Origin of the sequence: Streptomyces cadmiisoli (genome assembly GCF_003261055.1) — a bacterium.
Taxonomy (GTDB): Bacteria; Actinomycetota; Actinomycetes; order Streptomycetales; family Streptomycetaceae; genus Streptomyces; species Streptomyces cadmiisoli.
On record NZ_CP030074.1, the window covers coordinates 906,625 to 930,081 of the forward strand.

At 66.4% G+C, this 23,457-nt stretch carries 16 protein-coding genes and 2 pseudogenes; all 18 read left to right on the forward strand.

Features of this window, described 5'->3' with window-relative positions; genetic code table 11:
• Positions 1 to 282 precede the first annotated feature (282 nt).
• Positions 283 to 773: pseudogene (locus tag DN051_RS48090) on the forward strand (IS701 family transposase); the annotation flags it as partial.
• A gap of 187 nt (positions 774 to 960) precedes the next feature.
• A pseudogene (locus DN051_RS44425) lies at positions 961 to 1,233 on the forward strand (transposase); the annotation flags it as partial.
• Positions 1,234 to 1,876: 643 nt separating this feature from the next.
• On the forward strand, positions 1,877 to 2,008 hold the full coding sequence (locus tag DN051_RS47460) for a hypothetical protein (RefSeq protein ID WP_281289081.1): 132 nt from the start codon (positions 1,877 to 1,879) through the stop codon (positions 2,006 to 2,008).
• 193 nt (positions 2,009 to 2,201) lie between these two features.
• Entirely contained in the window at positions 2,202 to 3,389 is a 1,188-nt protein-coding gene (locus tag DN051_RS44435) for a JmjC domain-containing protein (RefSeq protein ID WP_112443343.1), read from the forward strand.
• Between the two features lie 169 nt (positions 3,390 to 3,558).
• A complete protein-coding gene (locus DN051_RS44440; RefSeq protein WP_112443344.1) occupies positions 3,559 to 4,794 on the forward strand; it encodes a GNAT family N-acetyltransferase in 1,236 nt (411 codons plus the stop codon).
• A 51-nt stretch (positions 4,795 to 4,845) separates the two neighbouring features.
• Positions 4,846 to 4,998, forward strand: coding sequence for a hypothetical protein (locus tag DN051_RS44445; protein WP_246041242.1), 153 nt, complete (start codon positions 4,846 to 4,848; stop codon positions 4,996 to 4,998).
• 95 nt (positions 4,999 to 5,093) lie between these two features.
• Positions 5,094 to 5,936 (forward strand): IS5 family transposase, encoded by an 843-nt coding sequence (locus DN051_RS44450; protein ID WP_112443416.1) that lies wholly within the window; start codon positions 5,094 to 5,096, stop codon positions 5,934 to 5,936.
• A gap of 262 nt (positions 5,937 to 6,198) precedes the next feature.
• Complete coding sequence (locus DN051_RS47145; RefSeq protein ID WP_246041243.1) at positions 6,199 to 8,082, forward strand: DUF2637 domain-containing protein; 1,884 nt, start codon at positions 6,199 to 6,201, stop codon at positions 8,080 to 8,082.
• Between the two features lie 1,886 nt (positions 8,083 to 9,968).
• Positions 9,969 to 12,875, forward strand: a complete 2,907-nt coding sequence (locus DN051_RS47465; protein WP_112443346.1) for a CRISPR-associated endonuclease Cas3'' — start codon at positions 9,969 to 9,971, stop codon at positions 12,873 to 12,875.
• A gap of 443 nt (positions 12,876 to 13,318) precedes the next feature.
• Entirely contained in the window at positions 13,319 to 14,899 is a 1,581-nt protein-coding gene (casA, locus tag DN051_RS44465; RefSeq protein ID WP_079000447.1) for a type I-E CRISPR-associated protein Cse1/CasA, read from the forward strand.
• Complete coding sequence (locus DN051_RS44470; protein ID WP_112443347.1) at positions 14,886 to 15,497, forward strand: type I-E CRISPR-associated protein Cse2/CasB; 612 nt, start codon at positions 14,886 to 14,888, stop codon at positions 15,495 to 15,497. Before casA ends, DN051_RS44470 begins: the two co-directional genes overlap by 14 nt.
• The gene (cas7e, locus tag DN051_RS44475; protein WP_053757218.1) at positions 15,497 to 16,690 is read left to right on the forward strand and encodes a type I-E CRISPR-associated protein Cas7/Cse4/CasC; all 1,194 of its coding nucleotides are present in this window, start codon (positions 15,497 to 15,499) and stop codon (positions 16,688 to 16,690) included. Before DN051_RS44470 ends, cas7e begins: the two co-directional genes overlap by 1 nt.
• Positions 16,687 to 17,478, forward strand: coding sequence for a type I-E CRISPR-associated protein Cas5/CasD (gene cas5e, locus DN051_RS44480; protein WP_112443348.1), 792 nt, complete (start codon positions 16,687 to 16,689; stop codon positions 17,476 to 17,478). The genes cas7e and cas5e overlap by 4 nt, the downstream gene beginning before the upstream one ends.
• Complete coding sequence (cas6e, locus tag DN051_RS44485; protein WP_112443349.1) at positions 17,475 to 18,146, forward strand: type I-E CRISPR-associated protein Cas6/Cse3/CasE; 672 nt, start codon at positions 17,475 to 17,477, stop codon at positions 18,144 to 18,146. The genes cas5e and cas6e overlap by 4 nt, the downstream gene beginning before the upstream one ends.
• A 45-nt stretch (positions 18,147 to 18,191) precedes the next feature.
• Entirely contained in the window at positions 18,192 to 19,838 is a 1,647-nt protein-coding gene (locus DN051_RS44490; protein ID WP_053756997.1) for a Mu transposase C-terminal domain-containing protein, read from the forward strand.
• On the forward strand, positions 19,822 to 20,601 hold the full coding sequence (locus tag DN051_RS44495; RefSeq protein ID WP_053756996.1) for an AAA family ATPase: 780 nt from the start codon (positions 19,822 to 19,824) through the stop codon (positions 20,599 to 20,601). Before DN051_RS44490 ends, DN051_RS44495 begins: the two co-directional genes overlap by 17 nt.
• Before the next feature lie 424 nt (positions 20,602 to 21,025).
• Positions 21,026 to 22,126 carry a DNA processing protein DprA gene (locus DN051_RS44500; RefSeq protein ID WP_053756995.1) on the forward strand — a complete coding sequence of 367 codons (1,101 nt, stop codon included), beginning with the start codon at positions 21,026 to 21,028 and terminating at the stop codon, positions 22,124 to 22,126.
• Complete coding sequence (locus tag DN051_RS44505; protein WP_112443350.1) at positions 22,116 to 23,339, forward strand: hypothetical protein; 1,224 nt, start codon at positions 22,116 to 22,118, stop codon at positions 23,337 to 23,339. Before DN051_RS44500 ends, DN051_RS44505 begins: the two co-directional genes overlap by 11 nt.
• Positions 23,340 to 23,457 lie beyond the last annotated feature (118 nt).

Consider the following 23,457-nt stretch of genomic DNA (forward strand, 5'->3'; position numbering starts at 1 on the left):
CCTCTCCTTCTGGACATCCATATTGACTAGTGAGGCGTACTCCCTGTTGTGAAGTCAACGAAACGGATTGAGCTTTGTGGTCGGTCTCTCGGTAGAGGGTGCGGTTGCTTCCCTTAGCACACCAGCCACTCTCGGTATGCGCGGTGTGAGGCCGGGTGTTTGCTGTGCTGGTCTATAGCCGTGATAAGGTTGGATGTAACTTCATTTGGTTGGGTACAGTGACTGCCTGGATCTTGCGTGAGGGTCCACCGACGGAGCCGGTGGACCCTCACGCTTTCCGCTCCCTCCGACGCCGCCCGCTTCCTGACCTGGCAGGATGCGGAACATCCTGGGGGCTGGTCACGCGTCGATCGCACCTTCCGCGACGGGCACACCGCCACCTGGTGCGCCGCCGAATCCCAGCTGGGCTGGTGGGGCCCAAACGGGAATGTCCGCCTGGTCGTGGCCAGCGCCGACCCCGCAACCCTGCCGGCCAAGGCCACCTGGTACCCGGCCACCGACCTGCCCCGCCCCGGCAGCCCGCGCGCCGTCGACTCCCCCTACCCCCGTCTGCAGACCTTGCCGAGATCGTACGGATCTACGGGCTCCGGCACTGGGTCGAGCAGAGCTACAAACTGGTCAAGGACGAATTCGGCTGGGCCGACTTCCAGGTCCGCTCCGATGCCGCTATCCGACGTCACCAGATCCTCCTGAACTGCGCGTTCAGCTTCTGCCGGAACACCTGGTTCGCCCCGCCCCCACCTCCTCCTGCGACCGACCAGCCACCCGGGCCTTGATGCACTGCCAAGCCCGTTAGAGAGAGGGGAACCGGGGTCCCAGCAGCCCCAGCCAGCCTGCTGGCCCCAGGCACTCAGGGCCGGGGCCATGCTGCAACGCTACTGGCGGGGGCATGGTCGACCAAGCCCCCGCCCGCACACGTGCTGAAGGTCCCCTACTCGGCCTGGACCCCGGCCGTCGTGCAATCTGCCCCTGCACCGGGCAGCCCAGAACAACGTCTGGCTCGAGACCGTCCCGACCGCCCTCGACCTGCCGGCCTGGATGTCCGTGCTCGCCCTCACCGGCAAGGCCCGACTCCGGGAACCCGGCCGCCTGCGGTTCCGCCTGTTCTCCGCAGCCGCCCAACTCGTCACCACCGGCCGACGCAGAATCCTCCGCCGTGCCCGGCACGAGCCCTGGGCCACGGAGATCACCGCCGCCTTACAACGGCTCGCCCTCCTGCCCGACCCCGGCTGACCAGCAGGCGCCCTATCCCGACGACAGCACCACCCCACCCGGAGCAGTGGCCCGGCGCCCACCCGAAGCGACAACCGGGCCGCCGGCCTGCCCACCATCAGCTCCGGAAAGCGAAAGGGTCCCCCGACTCCGTCGGCGGACCCTCACGCAAGATCGAGCCTAGCGGTTCACGAACAGCATCTGGTTTCCGCTCTACTGGGACGGATTAGCCGGGGATGCTGCTGATGGCCGATCTGGCAGCACCGGTTTCGCCCTGTGGCGGGCCGCCGACTCCTCTCACCACGCAGGCCACGCAGCAACCCCCGCGTCATCAAACGCAAGATGTCTACCTGGCACCTCAAACACCCTCCTCACCGCACCCCACCCCACCAGAACCAGTCGATATCCAACAAAAACCCTAAGTCATCTGTACTCGGTCAAAACGGTTGGTTGCGGCAGTCTATTCCCTGATTCGCAGCAGGAGAACGGCAGCAGAGCCACCAGCCCGAACAACCGAAACGGCCAGCCCGAAAGACGGACCGTAATGAAGGATTGAGGTTTGTGTAGATACACCGATAAGGGACCGAGAATAGCAGTGCATCTAGCTTCACGAAGGTCCAATCCGTGATAAGTTCACGTCACGTTACTGAATGAGGTGAGTGCTATGAACGATGAAAAGAGTGGCGAGGAAAGTCTCACTCTCGAAGAGGAGGAGCTTATCGAAGAGGAGGAGCTTCAGGATCTAGCCGGCGGCGAACAGAACAAGATCAAGAAGGTGGGCCCTCCCACTCGATAGGGTCACCTGAAGTACAGCGGTAGACGGTCTACGGAGTTCGAATAGGCCGTCTACCGTTTCTTGTGCCGTTAAGCCATGAGACAACCTATCTAGAGGACAATTGCATGGCAAAGAGTGACCAATATTCATACTGCAACACACTATTGCTTACCTAAAAGATTACGTGAGGAGTAGAATAGTGAAATATGCTGCCATGGAGAAACTGACCGAATCAACCGATGCTTTCAAGGGGAGGCCGCCTTCCTACCCACTGACCTGGAATCTGGCAGAGAATCCACTTGAGCAGGTAGTAAGCACCGATGATCTTGCTGAAATTTTCGATGAGGTGATTTACCAAAAGGACAGCATTCGCCTCGTACTCGATGGTAATCCTGTAAATCCTAGTACTTACACTCGTCAAGCGCGTACTCCGGACGCAGCCTTTTCAGGCGAGATTCTTCCCTATCACATCGCCACGCACCTGGATCAGGGAAGTAGCGTGGCGATAAACAACCTTGAGCGATATTCGAAGCCGTTGCGTGAGTTCGTTCGTGAACTCGTTGCAGAAATCGGGACTAATGTTGAGTGCGTAGGATTTCTAACACCTCCTGGAAATACTGGTTTCGCCGCACATGCAGATCCGACGGATGTACTTGTTTATCAAGTGTCTGGTTATAAGAGGTGGACCGTCTACAAGCCGCTCCCCGAAGGAGTAGAGTTCAGCGACTTTGCGTCACATGCAGCAAACAGTAGCCCATACCTGGAAGTGACACTTGGCCCAGGAGATTGCCTTTGGATCCCTCGAGATTGGGTGCATGTTGGCAGAGCTTCACAGGGTGATACGCATTCGTGGCACGTTAGTTTTGTCTTCTGGCCGAGAACATACGATTGGCTTGTTGCTGAAATTTTGAGCAGCCTTGCACGGCAGGAAAACGTCCCGCACCTCCGGGAAAATTTGCCCTGGGGGGCCGCACTCAATGATGAGGTAATGCGGATAGCAATTCAATCTGCCCTGAAACGGATTAAGGAGGGTCTGGATTATCTTGACGTTTCACAGGCTATGAAAAATGCTCAAGTGAAACTTCGACTCGCACTCCCGAGTCCTCGTTACCCACTCATTCAAGAAAAGATAGATAAAAATACAGCTCTGCGAATTATTCCTGAAAGTGTATTGTCGCTTTCACGATGTCAGAATGGGAGCGTTCGGTTGAATCTTGCGCGAACCGTAGTCACTCTCAAGAAACCAGCGGCGGACGTATTTTTGCCGATTCTTGTCGGTGGCGACGCGAGTAATGACAGGATCTGGCGTCCTGCTGATTTTATTCCAAGTATCAGCGAAAGGGCTTCCGTTGAAATAGCGAAGAAGCTTTATCGACTGGGTGTGGCTCGGGTAGTCAAGTGAAGAATCATTATCTGGTAGCCGTGAATATCCGTCTTTGCCGCCACAGGTTATACAAAACGGCACGCTTCACTGTCTCGGCGCGAGACAATTCGGTTTGCTTCTGTACGCAACGTTAGTTCCTGAATTTCGGGGTTTTCGCGCCCGGTATTTTGGTTTTGGAGAACTCTATATGGTGAGTGTGCGTCAAATTACCACTGATGAACTTGCAGAATGGGTTAGGGTGCAGCGATCTGCGTACTTTATGCATCCAACAAGAATCGACATGGCTAGCCAGGAGAGGTGGTTCGTCGACGGAGAGGTTTTCGGTGCATACGAGAATAATGAGTGTGTTGGAACGTTTAGATCATCCCCCTATGGTATTGTGGTGCCAGGAGGAAACAGGGTAACTGCAGCAGGGATTACTAGCGTAGCAGTTACACACACACACCGCCGCAGGGGAATCCTGAATAGGATGATGCATACCGCTCTCGCTTCCTGCGTGAGCGAAGGTATGGTCATGGCGATGCTAGTTCCCACAGAATACACCTTGTATGGCCGCTATGGTTTTGGCCCAGCAGTTAAGAACGGATATATCAAAGTATCGAACCCGAAGAACGCATGGAATGAGAGCCTTGGCGCCTCTCTAGAGGGCAGTGTGTCTTTGATAACGGGTGAAAAGGTCAGAGATCTAGGACCGAACCTTTATCGTAAGTTTCAGGAGATGCAAGCTGGCGCGGCAGACAGAAAACCTGCGTGGTGGTCTGACGTTACGGGCGAATGGTTCCTGTCCCGGCGCGCAATTCAACCATTTTATGTCGTCCATCAAGACGGTGCCGGAAATATAACAGGGCTCGCCATATATGAAGCGACGCTGTCCGGAGAGTGCGGGAAGAATGCTACGCTCCGAGTAGTAGATCATATTTTCCTGGACGATGCGGCGAGAAATGCTATCTGGCGTTACATATTTTCGTTGAGTAATGTTGATTCTGTCATCGTTGACTCGATACCAATCGATGACCCTTTGCCGCTTCTTCTAAATGATCCAGGCGCTGCTCATGTGGGGAGCAATCCCACCCTGTGGCTTCGAATTCTAGATATTGCCAAGGTGTTGAGTGTTCGGAATTACGCGGCGAGTGGGAGCATTGCGATTTCAGTTCGAGATTCGCTCGGATATTGTAGCGGATGTTGGCTTTTGACGGTAGATGAAAGTGGCAAGGTGACTGTCACACCCACGTCTCAAATGGGCGATGTCGAACTTGATGTGGACTCCCTCTCGTCCCTGTATATGGGCGGAAATAATGCGATAACTTTGCGCAAGGCCGGTGCGATAAGAGAGAATAGACCAGGGGCTTCTGAAATGCTGCAGGAAATGTTTCGAGTCCATGAAGCACCCTGGTTTCCGGCAAATGGACTCAATCTGGTATAGGCTGTTTATTGACCTGGCGGCAGGTCTTCGAGGGGCATCACCTCTGGTTATGTGCCGCACGGCGCCGTCCTGACGACCGAACAGGTCGCGGCGGAGGTCACCGGCGGCCCCGGCTTCCCAATCGGATACACCTACATCGGGCACCCCACCGCCTGCGCGGTGGCGATGGCCAACCTGGACATCATGAAGAGCGCCCGGCGGTAGGCGTGTCTCGTTGATGAGGGCGACCCCGGAAGTCGAGCAGGCACGAGCCATGGTGATCATGGAGTTCTCTACGCTCAGTGATCACCGGAGGGCCCGTGCCTGTCCTGCCATCATGCCTGCTCGAACCCCTGTGGGACCAGTTCGCGACGCTGTTACCGGAGCACGTGGACAGCCACCCGCTGGGCTGCCACAACCCGCGCATCGCGGACCGCGTGGTGTTCGACCACGTAATCGCCGCCCTGGTGCACGGCTCCGGCTACGAGCGTTTCGCAACTCCTGGATGCTCGGACCGCACCATCCGACGACGAGTCGCCTACTGGGCCCAACTCGGAATAGCCGGGCAGTTGCACGCCCTGGTGCTTGAGGCGTACGACCGGATGATCGGCCTTGAGTTGCGCGAGTTGTCCGTGGACGGCTGCATCACCAAGGCTCCCTGCGGTGGCGAGGCCGCCGGGCGCTCCCCAGCGGACCGGGGCAAGCAGGGCCTGAAGCGCTCGGTGGCCACCGAGGCCCGCGGCATCCCGCTGGGCATCGTCTCAGCCGGGGCCAGCCGGCACGACTCACCGCTGCTCGTGCCCACCTTGGAGGCCGCGAAGGAGCAGGTCGGATCCCTGCCAGATCAGGTCAATGTCAACTTGAACCGTGGCTACGACAGCCACAAGACCCGGGCCGCATTGTCGGAACTCGGCTTCACCGACGAGATCGCCCGCAAGGGCGTGCCCGCTCCCATCCAGGCCGGCAAGAGATGGGTGGTCGAGCGCAGTCACGCGTGGATGAACGGCTTCGGCAAACTGCGACGCTGCACCGAGAAACGCAGCCGGGTCGTCGACTTCTACCTCTACCTGTCCGCCGCCATCGTCACGCTCCGTATGCTCATCCGCCGCGCCACCCCGCTCTACCGATGGGACGGTCGCCCCACCACCAAACGCCTGAAGTAGCGCCTACTGCCGGGTGCTCTTATTCCGACGGAATATCGTGCACGCGCGGTGCCTGCCCCCTCGGCCTGGGGACAGGGCCCGCACTGTTGTCCGTAGGCACGGCAGGGGACTCCGAGCGCCTGCTGCATGCCCCGCTGATGGCCTCATTGATCAGCTTTCGTGGACGTTCTGCCCAGAGTCGATCCTGATGGGCCACAACCCGGCCCGCATCGTGGGAGTGTGAGAACTGCTCAGTTGTGAGGTTGGGATGGGGGAGTGGGACGTGGCTGCGGGGAAGGGTGCGATACCCGAGCTGACGCGGGCGCATCGGGTCCTGATCGGTGTGGTGGTTGCCGGTGCCGTCGTCATCGCCGGTATCGGCTTCGCTGGTTCGTACGCGGCCGTCCGCGAGCTGGCCGTCCAGAAGGGCTTCGGGAACTTCTCCTACGTCTTCCCGATCGGCATCGACGCGGGCATCTGTGTCCTGCTCGCGTTGGACCTCCTCCTGACCTGGATCCGCATTCCGTTCCCGCTGCTACGCCAGACGGCCTGGCTGCTGACAGCGGCCACGATCGCCTTCAACGGCGCGGCGGCCTGGCCGGACCCGCTGGGCGTGGGCATGCACGCCGTGATTCCGGTCTTGTTCGTGGTGTCGGTCGAGGCCGCGCGGCACGCGATCGGCCGGATCGCCGACATCACCGCGGACCAGCACATGGAGGGCGTCCGCTTCACCCGCTGGCTCCTGTCGCCCGTGCCCACGTTTCTGCTCTGGCGCCGTATGAAGCTGTGGGAGCTGCGCTCCTACGAGCAAGTGATCAAGCTGGAGCGGGAACGCCTGGTCTACCAGTCCAGCCTGCGCTCCCGCTTCGGCCGAGCCTGGCGTCGCAAGGCCCCCGTCGAGGCGTTGATGCCGTTGCGGCTGGCCCGGTACGGCGTCCCGCTCGCCGAGACCGCGCTCGCTGGTCTGGCAGCCGCCGGCATCGAGGAGCCACCGATCCAGTTCACCGTCGAGCGGGTCACCGGCGCGGCCCCGGCGCAAGACACCGTCCTCGAGACGGCGGCACCGCGGGAGCAGGGAGCGGCCGTGCTGGAGAGCGCAGAGCCGAAGCCGGTCAAGGACACCGTCCCAACCCCTGCGCCCGGGCGACCGGACGAGCGGCGGGAGTCGGCCGATGAAGCGGCCGATCGGTTCGCCGAGGCCTACCAGGCGTTCCTCGCCCAGTTCCAGGCCGAGCCGTCCCCCACGCAGTGGGCCGTCTGGCTCCGTAACACCTACGGCATCTCCACGGGATCCGGGGAACCACTCTCCGAGGACCAGGTGCAGTCTTTGCTCCGGGTCCTGCAGAAACGCTATGCGCTCGTCAGCCAAGAGCCTGCTGGCACCGGCGGAGCGGAGCCGGCCGACCAGTGGTACGACTACTTCCACAGCGCCTGGCGCACCTACGCGCAGCAGTTCGGCACGTATCCGGATGCAGCCGATCTTGCTGCCTACGTGTACGAGCGGGACGCCATCACTGCAGACGGCAGCCGACCCATCACCGGCGCGGACCTGGCAGCCTTCGTCACGAGCTTTGAGGAGCGTGAGATCGCCAGCAGCAAACCGCCCGCCGCAACTGCCGCCGCCGACCCTGACGAGCAGGTCGCCGAAGAGGTCCCCCGGTCTGAAGAAGAACCCGAAGCGGCGCCGGCCGGCGCGGGCGCCCGGGCCGCAAAGGAGCAACGCACCCCGCGCGTGAACGCCGCCATCGATGACGAGTCTCCGGACGAGGGCGCCGTCACGGGGGTGGTCGTCGCCCTGACCACCGTCGACCGCTACTACCTGGCGTGGATGGAGTACCAGGCCGAGACCGGTGCAGAACCGGTCAAGGCCGAGCAGCTGTCCGCGTTCCTGGCCGGCAAAGGCCTCTATGGCCGGGGCGGGAAGCCGGTGAGCCCCTCCACCTTGCGGCGCTACCTGATGCCGTTCCGGGTCTACAGCCTCTGGGCCGCGCACCGGGCGCGCAGTGCCAAGCCGCCCTTCGACGCCGTTGCGCATGACTGCGCCGGCCACGGGGTCACTGCGCAGTACAACAGGCCCATCACCGCCGACTACGTCGCCGAGAACGCCGCCGACTTCGAACGCCGCTGGCAGGCACTCATCCGCCACCACGCCGAATCGCAGCAGTAGGGGGCGTCACCGCGCACCGGCTGGGCACCCCGTCTCCCCGACATGCCCAGCAGGCTACGCAATCAGAAGAAGCACCAGGTCAGCACTCCATTGCGCCGACATCGCGATCATTGCGCAGCCGTGTGCACCGCGTCCTTGCGCAGCCCTGCTCGTGGACCGACGAGGAGGACCCATGTAGGCACTGCGCATCGACCCGGACGCCACGGTCACGGACCTCAAACTGCCGCGCCCGATGCGCGCATCGAGATCCAGGAACACGTCGGTTCCGACGCCGTCGACCAAGGGTTCACCACCGGGGTGCCGTTGTGCACATTCACGGCAACGGGCCGAAGCAAGGACTTCCCCAGAACCTGGCCGCATGGGCCTGGGCGAGTGCCTGGCGTGGCATGCTCCCTGTACCCGCTGGCCGGTCCCATCGTCATCACGGGCCGAACCGCGAGCGGGGACATGGCGGCACTCGACAGCGACCTTGCGCAGCACGCCAAGGCCGTTGCGCAGACCGTCCGCGACACGCTGTCTGTTGTCTCACACTGAAACGTCCAAGATCTCTCTCACCGGAATGTCACCTGGAACGCTCTGTTGAGCTGGTGTGTTGGTTCTATGACGTGACATTGCGTGAAACGTGATCGTGGCAAGTCACGCAAAAGCGCAGGACATTCCGATGCGAATCGCGTAGAAGATTTGATCTTGGTTCGTGGGTCCGGAGTACCTGTCTTGGTCTATGGGCTTGAAGCGCGGTACATCACTACTTCTCCGCGTGTGCGAGCGTCACGGTCTTCGGTGACGGTTCTGCGTGTGCGCGCTGGCCTTCGAGGCGGGGCTGCGGATTGCGACCCGCCGCGGTACATCTCTGCGTTCACAGACCGAACCCGCCCTGGCTGGCCGTGAGGGGGGCGAGTGCTGCTGCACCTCCGCGTATGCGGAATGGGTGAAATGCCCCCGAGGTATGTGGGTGCTGCTGACTGGTGCATCTCTGCGGGTGTGCGGACTCGACGCCCGCGGGCTCTTGGATGTGTCCGTCACGTCTGGTGCATCTCCGCGCGCGGAGTGGACAGGGTAACGATCCGCGCGTTCGTTCCGTCGATCGGTGCATCCCTGCGCGTGCGGGTGGACGCGCGCCAGTGGGACTTACCCCGACTAACGGTAGGTGTATTGCTGCGCTGCGGGGTGAACTCGGCATCGCAACCAGCCTCGAAGTGCCCGAACGGTGCATCTCCGCGCGCGGGGTGGATCCGCATCTGAGGAAGCGGCAGGGCGGACGGACCGGTACATCTCCGCGTGTGCAGGTGGGATCTTCCTCGGCACGCTGGTAGGTCGCGTCGTACGGTGCATCTCCGCGCGTGCGGTGTAGGCATTAGTCCAGGTGGCGCAGATTCCCGACGAGGCCGGTGCATTGCATCTCTGCGTGTGCGGAGTGGACGAGACGGCCAGGAGGGCTCCCGGGGCGGTCATCGATGCATCTCCGCTCGTGCGGGGTGGCCGGTATGGGCGATGTCGATGACCCGGGCGATCACGGTGCATCTCCGCTCGTGCGGGCTGGACGCCGGAAACTGCGAGGCGATGTGCGACACGGCCGGTGCATCTCCGCGTGTGCGGGTGGACGCCGACACCACCGAGGTCGACTTCCTCGGCACCGGTGCATCTCCGCTTATGGGGGACGGACTCTCTTTGACCTGCGCTTGTGTGGTGACTTTGCCCTTGCGTGATGTCGGTGTGGGCAGGGTGACTGAGGCAGTCTGTCCTGTTTCCAGAGCTGATATTGCGTTCTTTGTAGCTATTTCACTCAAGAGGGCGGTTGTGGGAAGCAGTCGGCGACCTGCCGGGGCGTGGCGGGGTAGAGGGCGACGTGTTCGGTTTCGGTGGCTGTCAGGAGGGGGAGCGCAGGCGTGGGGGTAGTGGAAGACAGCAGGATCAACGGGCTGACGTTGTGTCTGTGGGGTAAGTACTGTGCCCGTCATGGGCTGATCTATCCGGTGCTGTTCCACATGCTCGATACGGCTGCGGTGGCGGGGGAGTTGTGGGACCGGCTACTGACCGGGCCGCAGCGTGACACTGTCGCGGCGGGGCTGGGGATGAGCCGGGCGCAGGCCTGCTGTGTGGTGATGTTCATCGCAGGCCTGCATGATTTGGGCAAAGTGAGCCGTTTCCAGGCCTGCGAGCCGGTTGCGTGGGCACGGGTCAGCGATGAGCTGCGGGCCGATGCGGGCCGCTGGAGACTGATGCGGCACGAGCGGGCTTCCGTGCATGCCCTGGTCGGGATCCTCGCGGAGATGGGCTACGAACTGTCCGGTGATGCCAGCCCGGCCGTGCGGATGGCGCAGATTGCCGGCGGTCACCATGGACGTTTCCCGCAGCTCGATGTGCACGGCGCGGCCAGCGTCCGGCGCGTGCAGGTCGATCTCGGCGGCCGGCTGTGGCAGGAGATCCGTTACCGCTACGCCGCTCAGGTGCGGCATCTGACGGGTGCCGAAACGGTGCCGGGGCAGGTGTCGGTCACGGCGGCGGTACTGATGACCGGGCTGGTGATGGCCGCCGACCGGCTGGCCAGCCAGCGCAAGGTGTGGGCGCCGCGGGCGGATGCGCCCGCCTACGGTGCTGCCCAGCATTTCGCCTGGGCCCGATGGAAGGCCCGTGAAGTGGTGGAGGAGTCACGGCTGGCGCGGATCGACCTGCCGGTGCTGCCGTTTATCACCGCGCATCCCCACCTGCGCGCCCCGAACCCACTTCAGGCATCAATCCTGGACAGCCTTCCCCAGCTGGCCGATGCACGGGGCGCCGGGATCGTGCTGGTCACCGACGGCACTGGCGCGGGCAAGACCGTCACTGCCCTGGAGGCGTCCCGCATCCTCAACGACGCGTGCGGCAGCCGGGGACTGTGCTTCCTGCTGCCCACCACGGCCACCGCGGACGCCGCCTACGACACGCTGTGCGGCTATCTTCATGCGCACCGTCCCACCCCGGCCGTGCTCACGCTCGTGCACAACCACAGCTGGCTGAACGCCGCCTACTCCGATGAGATGCTCGCCCCCGGCGACGTCCCCACCTGCACCGGCGACGACCCCCACACCGACGAAGACGATGACGACGACTGCCGGCCGCCAGGCAACGGTGGGAAGAGCGGGACCTGGCGGCGGATCCTCCCGGACGGCTGGGTACGCGGCTGGGACCGTGCACTGCTGGCCCAGTTCACCGTCGCCACCGTCGACCAGGCACTGATGGCCGCGCTCCCGGTACGCGACAGTGCCCTGCGGATGCTGTCCCTGTCGGGCAAGTGCGTGGTCGTCGACGAGGCGCACGCGCTCACCGCGTTCAGCCGGCGCATCCTGCTGCGGCTGCTGCACTGGCTCGGTAGCCTGCGCACTCCGGTGGTCGTGCTCTCGGCGACACTGCCGGGACAGACGGCACGCGAACTCTTGTACTCCTACCTGGCCGGTGCCGGACACCGCAGACGCGATCTGATCGCGCGCGAGGACGAGTTCACCGTGCCCTACCCGGGCTGGCTGTTCGCCGACGCCGCCACTGCCCAGACTGCTGTCATCCTTGGTGATGTACGCACCCGGCACGCCGCCGCGCAGCAGCGCACCATCACACTCCGCCTGGCCCCGGCGCGCTACCGGCGCCTCGAGGTTCCGGCGCGCCGGGCCAGAACGGGGGAGCGGCTGGCCCGTATCGCCGCCGCAGTCGCCCCCGTGGCACGGCTGGGCGGATGCGCCGTCATCGTGTGCGCCACGGTCGCCGATGCCCAGGACACCTACCGCTACCTGCAGCAGTTCCTTGAATGGCCCGCAGGCCCGCAAGACCTGCTGCTGGTCCACGCCCGTTTCCCCGGCCACTGCCTCGAACGGGCGCTGGCCCGGGTCCGTACCCAGCTGGGCCCGTTCGGGCCGCGCCCCGAACGGCTGGTGGTGGTCACGACCAGTCTGCTGGAACTCAGCCTCAACATCGACGCCGACCTCGTGGTCAGCGACCTCACCTCGCTGGCCCGGCTGATCCAGCGCGCGGGACGGCTGTGGCGCTTCGAACAAGCCTGGCAGGACGAACGTCCCCCCGGCATCACCCCGCGTCCGCCCTGGATCCGGGCCCGCGGCCCCCGCCTCACCGTCCTGCACCCTATCGACCATGACCGCACCACCCTGCTGCCCGAGGCCTGGGCCGCCACTGACCACCCCTACCTCCAGCACGCCAGCGCCCACCTGCTCACCCTGCCCGGCCACCAGCGGATCACCCTGCCCGAGCAGGCCCAGCACCTGGTCGAACTCGTCCACCAGTCCGGCCTGCCGGCCACCTGGTCCGGCCCGCTCGCCGCCCTCCACGAGCAGCACCTGGCCGCCGAGCGGGCCGAGGAGCACACCAGCACCATCCATCTCATCCCCCCGCACGACCGTGTCGCCTCCCTGGCCGACCTGCACCGCCAGAAACTGACCGCCGCGCAGGCCGCCACCCGCCCGCACGACCGGCCCCGCCGCGTCCTTGCCTCCTACCGGCGTCCCGGCCACCCGCCCACCCTCGACACAGCCGGCCGCTTTCCCCTGCTCCAGGGACCTCACCTGTGCCCAGCCGCCATCCGCACCGTCCTGCAGCACACCGTGCCGGTCCCCAGCGCCTGGGCCGCTGCCGCTACCCAGGACCACCAGAGCCCCGAAGCCTGGCAACAGCACCCCCTGCTCGCCGACCTCGTCCTCCTCCCGCACGATCCGGACCGTCCGCAACCAGTCCAGCTCGGCCACCACCTGCTGCACATCGACGACGAACTCGGCCTCATCCACGGCGAAACGGCCCCCGCAGCGCACTGAAGCCCGCCGCAAGACAGGCCGCAGAATCCCGACGCAGCCACCGCCGGCCTCACCCTGCCCGCGGAGCGCCACCACTGCCGAGGGACATGCGAACCCGGCTACAGCGCACGGCGGTGCAAACGGCGCGCACCGTCCCCCGTTGCGCGCCTGGCCCGCACTCCAGCCGTTGATCACACTAGTTCGCAGGCTCTGTACCGCGGTTCACCACGGATGCTTTCCTTGATCCATGTGACGGTGCGTATCGCACGTCACGGAATGTTTCCGTCCGTCGTCTCTGCGGCCCCTGCGATCCGCTCCCGCCCCAGGACGTCCTCCACGGACCCAGCCCGGGCGCGCCCCCCTCGCGCCGCATCCAGTCCATAGCGCTCTGCCCGAGCGCGTCGCCCAGGCCTCCTCGCCATGGCCCCGCACAGCCCGGCAGGAAGCGAAGAGGAGTGTTCGCGATGCCACCCCCGAGTTTCCGGATCGACCTGAGCCCCTGTATCCCGGTGCGCTGCGGCAAGCACATCGAGTACGTCGGCTTACGTGAACTCCTCACGGACGCACACCGCATCGACGACCTGGCCCTGCCCCTGCCTCCCGCCCGGTCCGGCCTCTACCGGGTCCTGGCCGCGATATGCGCCGCCGTCACCGAACTCGACGACCCGGACCAGCCGATCAAGGAGTGGCTGGACCACCGCGCAGAGCTCCTCAGACGCGAAGACGGCTTCGATACCGATGCCGTGCACGCCTACTTCGACGCCGATCCCGGCGCCTTCGACCTCTTCCACCCCACGCGCCCGTGGTGGCAGGACGCGGCACTGGCCGTCCAGTGCCCCAAACGCAGCGGGATCAACTCCCTCATCTACGGCCGCGCGGCCGGCCGCAACCTGGTCTGGTTCAACCCCCGCCACACCGACACCGATCCCCAGCCCGTGCCCACCAGGGAAGCGCTGTGGAGCCTGCTCGCCTACCACTACTACGGACCCTCCGGGCGGGCCACCACCCGGACCGTCGATGGAGTCACCAGCGGGCAGCTGAAAGCCGGACCGCTGCGCTCCACCGTCTCCTTCCACCCCCGCGGCCGCACCTTGTACGAGACCCTCCTGCTGCACCAGACGCCCTACCGCGGCGACGATCAGGCCCCCGGCAGTGACGCCTGCCCCTGGCAGGAACCCCCTGCCCATCCCCTGCGGACACCCCATGCGGCGACCTGGCCCAAGCGGCTGCTGACCGGCCGCTCCGTGCACGCGGCGCTCCTGGTCCCGGACGCCAGTGGCGAACACGTCACCGACGCCTACCTGACCTGGGCCACCCAGCACCCGCTGCTCGAGGCCACCGATCCCTACCTCGTCTACGACATCGACCCCAAGGCGCCCGCGGAACGCCGGCGCAGCCCGCGCCGCGCGAACGCCGACCACGCCCTGTTCCGCGCCCTGCCCGCGCTGGCACTCGCCGGTGATGAACACCGGCCAGGCTGCCGGCCCGAGGCATTCACCACCATCAACAGCCTTCCCAAGGACACGCGCGCCCGCCTGCGCGTGTGGGTGTGCGGATTCGACCAGGAAGGCCAGGTCAACAACCGTATCTGGTACACCAGCCTGACCCCGCCGATCTGGCCGCTGGCCCAGGAGAACGACCCCGTCAAGGCCTCCCGCATCGTCGAGTGCTGCGCCGCCGCGGAGACTCTGGGCGCCGCCCTGCGCCGACAAGCCGACCAGGCATGGAAGGACACCGGCCTCACCCCGCCCCCGGCCAAGGGCGGCGGGAAAAGAGACACCAGCCCGTGGGCCGGACAGGCCCTCGCCGGCTACTGGCCGCGCGCCGAGCAGGCCTTCTGGGAACTCCTCGACGACACACGGTCCGCCTACGGGGTGTTCGCCGCCACGGCCATCACCGCACTGTCCGAGACCACACGGGACGCCCTCAACCGCCTGCCCAAGGCCGGCCCGGCCCTGGCCCGCGCCGTGCAGAGCCTGCGACGCGCCGGCACACCCCCCGACGACACCCTCCGCCCGACCAAAGGACCGCATGCCCAGCCGTGACGAACGCCGCTGCCACTACGACGCCTTCGTCGCTCACGTCCGCAGCCTGTGCAGCACCCCACGCATCCGCAGCCTCCTCGAGGACGGCCGAGGACGGCCCCCCACCCAGTGCCCGCGCATGGACGCCTACCTCGTCAAACCCTGCCAAGGCTTCGGCGCCCGCCGCGCCCACTACACAACCGCCTCCCTGATCGCCCTGGAACGTCCCGCCCCGGACTGGACCGAGCAGGCACCCTCCGCCCCACTCCCGCACCCCGGCCTCACCCCGGACGATCTGCTGGAGCGTGAACCGGCACCGCCGGACAACTGGGCACGACGTCCCAACCTCGGCCGAACCCTGGCCGACGCCGCCCGCGCACACCCCCACACCGCAGCAGGCTGGCAACGCGAAGTGGAAGTGATGGGCGTGCTCTCCGCCGACCTGCTGCACACCCGACTGCCCCACACCGTCCAGCGCCTCCTCAGCCTCGGCCTGGCATACGACGTCGCCGTGCTGCTCGAAGACCTCGCCCAATGGGACTTCGAACCGCTGGAAGTCGCCGGCCGCTGGCGCCACTCCTTCTACCTGACCGTCCCCGACACCCTCCTGGAGCTGTGATGCACACCCGCTACCTCGACATCCACGTGCTCGAACACCGGCCGCCGTCCTGCCTGAACCGGGATCGGCACAACATGCCCAAGACCATGACCGTCGGCAACGCCACACGCATCATGGTCCCCGCCCAGGCACAACGACGCCCCCAGCGCCTGGCACTGGAGACCACGCTCGAAGAACCCGCCGCCCGCACCCGCAACCTCCCCCCACAGGTCGCCCAGGCGCTGCGCGCAGCAGGCTGGCCCGAGGAACTGGCCCGCTTCGCCGCCGGACAGATCGCCCGCTCCGCCACTACCAAAGGCCTGGAAACCAATCCCAAGGAAGACCACCGCACCAACGCCATGCTCCTGGTCGCCGCCGGCTCCATCGTCGAGGACCTCGCCGAGCTGTGCACCGCTCACCGCGCCGACCTCGAGAAGGGCCTGGCCCGCCTCCAGAAGAAGAAGGAGCCCGACGACAGCGACGACACCAAGCCCGGCCGCGGCAAGCCGCCCGCCCTGCTGCCCACCGACCAGGTGGCCGCCTGCCTGAACCGTCCCACCGCCACCATCCACCTCTTCGGCCGCATGCTCGCCGGCCTGACAGACGCCGACGTCCCCAGCGCCGTACAGACCGCCCCAGCCCTCACCACGCACACAAGCGACCTGCAGCCGGACTTCGTGACCGCAGTGGACGACTGGCAGGACCCGGGCGACCGCGGCAGCGCCTTCATGGACACCACGTTCCTGACCAGCGGAGTGTTCTACCGGTTCACCACGGTCAACCTCACCGACCTGACCCGCAAACTCGATGGCGACCAGAATCAGGCGCTACGCCTGGCCGGACTGTTCATGCGCGCCGTCATCATGACCGTGCTCCCCGCGAAGCAGACGTCCACCGCCCCGCACACCGTGCCCGACCTCGTCGCCTACGCCGTCCGCGACGGCCGCCCCGTCACCTACGCCAGCGCCTTCGAACAGCCCGTGCAAGCCACCCCCAAAGGCGGCTACCTCACCCCCAGCTACCACGCCCTGGACACCTGCGCCGGCATCACACATCGGCTGACCGGAACCAGCGACCTCGTCGGCCACGGCTACGCCACCGCCCAGAACAACGACGCAGCCCACCTCGGCACCCGGCACGACAGCTTCGACACCCTCATCGCCGCAGCCCTCGCACACGCCGCCACCGGCCAGCCCCCAGCCAACGCCGCATGAGCGCCCTGCTCCTGCGCCTCGCAGGCCCCCTGGCAGCCTTCGGCACCAGCGCCGCCTTCCACGACCGCGACACCGCCCCCCACCCCACCCGCTCCGCCCTGATCGGCATGTTCGCCAACTGCGCCGGACGCGAACCCCACCACGCCCTCGCCCCCTTCACCGAGCTGCCCGGCCAGCCCCGCTACCAGGACCTGGGATTCCTCATCCGCATCGACCGGCCCGGCACGCCCCACACCGACTTCCACACCGTCGGCGGCGGCCACCCCCGCGACAAGCAACTGCGCACCAGCGGCGGCCCCCAACGCCCCGAGGCCCAGTCCACTCTCATCTCCCACCGCCACTACCTCGCCGACGCGGTCTTCACCGTCGCCGTCACCGGCCCCACCCCACTCCTGCAGAGCATCGCCGGCCACCTCCGCCACCCCCACAACGCTCCCTACCTCGGCCGCCGCACCTGCGTCCCCACCGAACCCCTCGTCCTGGCCACCGCCATCCCGGACCCCCTGGACGAACTCACCTGCCGCGCCCCGCTCTCCCTCGCCCGACCACCCCGCCCCCACACCTCCACCGTCAACGTCGACTTCATCCACGAAGACCCCCCACCCAACCCCACCACCGCCATCGACCACTACGAACTGTGCGACCAGCCCGTCGACTTCACCCCCGGCCACCGCCGCTACCACCCCCGCAACGTGTGGCGCACCCGCATCCCCCTCCCTGCCGCCCTCTACGCCGGCCCCGACCCCCTCACCACCCTCGCCGCCTACATGCACCCGGAGCAGCCATGACCCCCACCGCCACCCTCACCCGCATCCGCCTCAACACCGCCCACCACGCCGTACGCCGTGACCTGGCCGACCGCGTCCAGCTCCACAAAACCCTCATGCGCCTGACCCCCGGAACCCCCAGCCCCCACCCCCGCCGCGACGCCGGACTCCTCTTCCGCCTCGACACCGACCACGACGAGCCCACCCTGCTCGTCCAGACCACCCAGCCACCCAATCTCAACGGCCTGCCCGCCCGCTACGGCACCCTTCTCGCGGCCCGCGACCTCACCCCCCTCCTGCACGCCCTCACTCCCGGCCGACACGTCCGCTACCGCATCACCGCCGTCCCCGTCCGCCACCTCCCCGGCACCCCCTGCGGCCGACGACCCGACGGCCGCCTCCTGCGCCGCCGCGGCACCCCGACCGCCCTGCACGGCCACGACGCCGCCCAGTGGTGGCAGCGCAGAGCCAGCCAGTCCGGCCTCGCCCTCACCAGCATCAGCCTCACCCCCCGCACCTTCGAACGCTCCCCGCACGCCCCCCACCGGCCCGGACTCGACCACCAGCTCGTCCAGTTCGACGGACACGCCCGCATCACCGACGCCCATCTCCTCGCCCAGAGCATCTGCCGCGGCATCGGCCGCGCCCAGTCCTACGGCGCAGGCCTACTCAGCCTCGCCCCCGCCTGACCCCGCACCACCTCACGCGGGCAAAGCACCCGAGAGGACATCCCTGTGATCTTCGAGCAGTCGCCACGCGACACCAGCGTGCGCCGGGCAGCCGTCGGCCGGCTCATGTTCCTCGTCCAGCACAACAGCCTCACCACCGACCACATCAAGACCGTCGCCGAGGCTTTCGGAGTCCACCCGCGCAGCGTGCGCCGGTGGATGGACAACGCCGCACAGCACAACGGCCGCTACACCCCCGGGCGCCGCGCCTCCTTCACTCTCACCCAGGAGATGCGCGACGCCGTCGCCCTGTTCTGCGGCAACATCGCCGCCGCCTACCGGGACCTGCGTAAACGAGGCAGCCTGGGAGACGACCCCGTCTGCTACGCCACCTTCCACCGCGCCGTCACCACCGCCTACACCCCCGGCTTCCTCGCCGGCCTGCGCGGCGGCGAGAGGGAACGCCGCAAGTTCGACGTCCACTTGACACGGGGCGTCGGACACCGCAATCAGGCATGGGAAGGCGATCACGTCGAAGCGAGCGTCTGGGTCAACGTCAACGGACACCGCCGCAAACCCTGGATCACCTGGTTCATCGACTGCGCCAGCGACGCCGTCTGCGGCCTGTCCGTCTCCGCACAGACCCCCAGCCGGGAAAACATCCTCCTCGCCGTGCGATCCGCTGTCCTGCGAGGAGGCAATCACGGCCCTTTCGGAGGCAGCCCCGGCCTCGTCCGCATCGACAGAGGAAAAGACTTCCTGAGCGACACCGTCGACGCCGCCTTCGGCGTCCTCGGCGTCCGCGTCGTCGACCTGCCTCCCAGGCACCCAGAGCTCAAGGGAACTGTCGAAGCCCTCAACAACGCCGTCAAAACCATGCACTTCCCCGGCCTCCCCGGCTACGTTCACGCCCCCCGAACCAGCCGGCGCACCAAACCAGACCCCGATGAACGCCTGCTGACCTACGAGGCATTCATCCGCCACCTCCTCGCATGGGTCCACGAGTGGAACCACGAGCACCGCATCCGCACCCGCGACAACCGCACCCCACACGAGCTGTGGAACAACGACCTCACCCCCATCTACGACCCCGACCCCGCAGACCTCCACTTCACCCTCGAAACCCATCCCACCCCCCTGACGATCAACTCAGACGGCGTTCACTGGGGGAAGAAACGCCGCTACCTCGCTCCCTACATGCAAGGCCTTGGCGGCACCAAGGTCGTGCTGCGCTACATGCCCCGCCAGGAACGCTCCGTCGAGCTCTACGACGCCAAAGACGGCACTTACCTGGGCCCAGCCGTCCTGCAAAACGAAGCAACCCCCCAGGAACGACGTGAGGTACGGCGCGCCGCCGACCGAGAAGCCGGCCGCCTGCGCACCGCCCTGGACAAGGCGAACCGCCAGCGCGAGGAACGCTTCGAGGCCGACACCGTCCCCACCACCCCCCGCCCGACCAGCGACATCACCCAGGAACAAGCAACCGAAATCCTCAACGGGCACCGCCAGGACGCACACGCCCGCGAAACACGCCCCGACCTCATCCCGCTGCCCAACCCCACCGCCACCTGGAACAACACCGCAAACCCGGCCGAAACCCAGCTCGGCTCCACGGCCCCTCTGCTCCCGCCGCTGCCCAACCCCACCGACTCCTGGCACGCCACACCCCTGTCCAGCACACCCGAGGAGCCCACCGATGAACCACACGATTGACACCACCACCCCAGCCAACGACCACTACCTCGGCCTGGCCGGAGCCAGCATCCTGCCCACCACCGCCTCGCGCCTGACCCAGCGCCACCTGACCACGGTCATCAAAGCCCAAGCCCTGCTCTGCATCCACGGCGACGTGGGACTCGGCAAAACCTTCGCCATCAACACCAGCCTGCGCGACCTCGCCCCTGACAACACGCTCTGGCTCGAATGCCGCAAGGGGGCCCCGCTCGGTACTCTGCGTCCCGCCCTCTATCGCGCGCTGGCGCTGCCCGGAGAACCTCCCGCCAAAGGCGATGCGTTCGACCAACTCCTCGTACAGGCCTTCGCCGAACAGCACCGTGTCCTGGTCTGCGACGAAGCCCAGGGCCTGACCAAGACCTCCCTGGAGTACCTGCAGACTCTCTGGGAGAACAGGCGCACCCAGCTGACCGTCATCCTCGCCGGCGGCGACAACTGCCTCCAGCGCATCCGCAGCTGCTCCGGTCTCTTCTCCCGTATCCCGATCTACCAGCAGTACCAGCCGCTCACCCCCGACGAAGTCCTGGCCTTGATGCCGACCTACCACGCCTTGTGGCAGAACGTCGCCGCCGACGACCTGATGTGGATCAACGACGCCGCGTGTCACGGCAACTTCCGCAACTGGGCCAAGATCACCTTCCACATCCAGGACATCCTCGAACAGCACGCCGAGACCGCCTGGTTCAGCCGCGACACGGTCCGCATGGTCCTCACCTTCCTCGACAGCAGCATCCGTAGCTGACCTCCACCGCCAGGTTTGCTGGAGCTGCTGGACGGCCGCGTCGGCTGGAGCCGCCTCTACGCGGCGGCAGAAATTGCCCAGAACCGGGATCGTGACTGCCGTCTCCTGTCCCGAACCACCCAAGAGCACAGGCCAAGGCCGCCAGCCTGGCTGCGTCGCCTCCCGCACGGGTGGCGCCGGTAGGCCAACGAGCGGGCGGTCGGGCCGGCATCGGGCACCCGGCCGCTCTGGGGCGGGGGCGGTTCGGGTCCAGGACACGCGCGCCCCAGGAGGACGCCCCCCGGGGCCCGCACCCGCCGGCCGCACCACACCGCCCCACCGCACGTTGCACCCGTGCCGTCTGGCACATGCCAGGTAAGGTGCTGGGGTGGATCAGCGCGGCACTCAGGGAGAAAGGGCGCGGCCCGCTCCCGACGGGCAGCCCATGTTGTGGCAGGCTGCCGACGACCTGCCCGCCACAGACATGCCCTTCCAGGTCGCCTTTCTCGCCCTCGGCGCCGCGCGCGGTCTGGGAAGCAAGGGCCTGCACGCGCTGGTCCGCGAACACCGGGAGCAACTCGGCCGGGTATGGGAGGCTCCTCCGGTCCGTCTGGCCGCAGAGCTCGCCCATGCGAAAGTCCCCGCCGCCCGCAAGGTCGCAGACGAGATCAGCACCTACCGCTCCGAGCTGCTGAAAACGGCCCGGGTCAAGGCCGACGAACTTACTCGGCGCAACATCCACCTCATCGGCCCCTCGGCCCTGCCGGCCCGGCTTGCCGAACTCCCCGGCGGGCCCCTGTGGCTGTTCGTCGAGGGCGACCCCCGAGCCCTGTACGAGGGCCCGTACGTCGCGGTCGTCGGCACCCGGGACATCACGCCCGACGGGGTGCGCGCCACCGAAGCCGCTGTGCGCACCCTGGCTGCCTACCCCATCACGCTGGTGTCCGGCCTCGCCAATGGCGTCGACGCGGTCGCGCACCAGGCCGCGCTGCGCGACGGAGTACGCAACGTCGCCTTCCTCGGCCACGGCATCGATATCGTCTTCCCTGCCGAGACCGCGGACATCCGTGCCCGTATCGTGCGCACCGGCGGTGCGGTGGCCAGCGAATACCTGCCCGGCGAGCACTACCGCAAGGCCCAGTTCGTCCAGCGCAACCGCCTCCAGGCCGGCCTCGCGGACATCGTCGTCGCCGCCGAGGGCCAGCACACCGGCGGCACCGCGCACACCGTGCGCTTCGCCGCCACCTACCACCGGCCGATCATCGGCTTCACCTGGCCCGGCGCCGGCGACCTGACCGACCTGATTGACACCGAGCCCACCGGCCAGCTCATCGAAATCTTCACCACGGCCGGACGGCGCACCCTGGACGCCCTGTGCCGCAGCACGGCCGACTCCTACGGACACACCACCTTCGGCCTGAGCCTGGTCGAGCGCCAACTCGGCCGCGAGGTGGAACTGCGTGCCCTGCCTCCCGAAGACCTCAAACGGCTACGGCAGCGCCTGGACGACCTGCTGGGCCAGGAAGACGGTGGTGATGCCGGCTAAGGCAGTCCTCTTCGACTACAAGACCATCCTCCTCAAGCACGGCACCCCCACGGCCACCGGGACGGCTGCGCTGCTGCACAGCCTGGTCGCCAAGGGCCTGCAGTGGTGCATCCTGTCCACCGACCCACTCTCGCCGGACCAGAAAGAACAACTCCAGCAGCTCGGCTATCCCGAGCCCAGCCTGCTGATCGATCAGTCCCACATAGCCGGCGGCAAAAGGCGCGGCTCGCCGGCCTGGATCGACGCCGTCACCACCGCTCTGCATCTGCAGCGGTATGAACTGCTGTACGTCGGCTGCACAGCCATGGACTGGCGCACCGCCATCAACTCCGGCGTCATGTACCAGCACGCCGCATGGGCCGCCTCGATGCCCAGCGGCACCACCTCGCTCGTCGCACGCACGCCTGGCGACGTGGACCGGTTCCTGGAGATGTTCCTCTCCAGCGACCCGAGCTGGTCACACCGCGCTGACCAGGGAAACTGGTCGCTGCGCTCACTGCTGTCCGCCTCGGCCCTGCTGCCCTCGACCTCGCCCGGCCCCACCTTCAGGCTCCAGGACGTCTTCACCTACAAAAAGCCGGTGAAAATCGCAGACGCGGACGCCCGGAGCGTTCTCATGCTGTTCGTCCTCGCCAACGCCTATCTGGAAGACCTGATCCCCGCCAACCCCTACTTCTGCATCTACCCCAGCAGCACGAGCGGCCAGGTCAGCGAGCGGCTCAAGACCTATCTCGACAAGGCAGCCGCACTATTTCACGGCTACTACCGCGAGGACCTCCTTGTCCGCGCTGTCGACGCCCCGGACACCAGCCTGGAACGCTGGAAGGCCAGCCAAGGCCAAGCCGCCCAGAACATCTCCATCGCCACGCAGGCCCAGACGGTGCACCTGGGGTCCGGCTACCGCGGCAAACTCGGCACGAAAACCGTCGTCGTCCTCGACGACTTCACCACCCACGGCATGTCCCTGGAATGGGCACGCCTGCTGCTGACCGCAGCCGGCGCCCAGCGGATCGTCATGCTCACCGTTGGCAAGTACGGCAGCCGCCACACCCGCTACGACCTCAAAGACCCCAGCACGCTGGCCCCCTACCAGCTCAACAGCCTCACTGCCGACAGTTTCACCACGACATCACTGACACCCGTGTTCGACCCCCAGGCTCAAGACCGCCTCTACCAGCACCTTGTCACCAGCCTGGACTCCTCCAAGGATTGACGACGACGCCACCGGCCCCTGCCGCGCCCGCCCGGCCCGCACTCCGAGCGTCCGGCCGATCGCCCTGTCACGAGGCCGAAGCCTCCGAAGCCGGCGCGCCGCGTGCCTAGTTTCACGA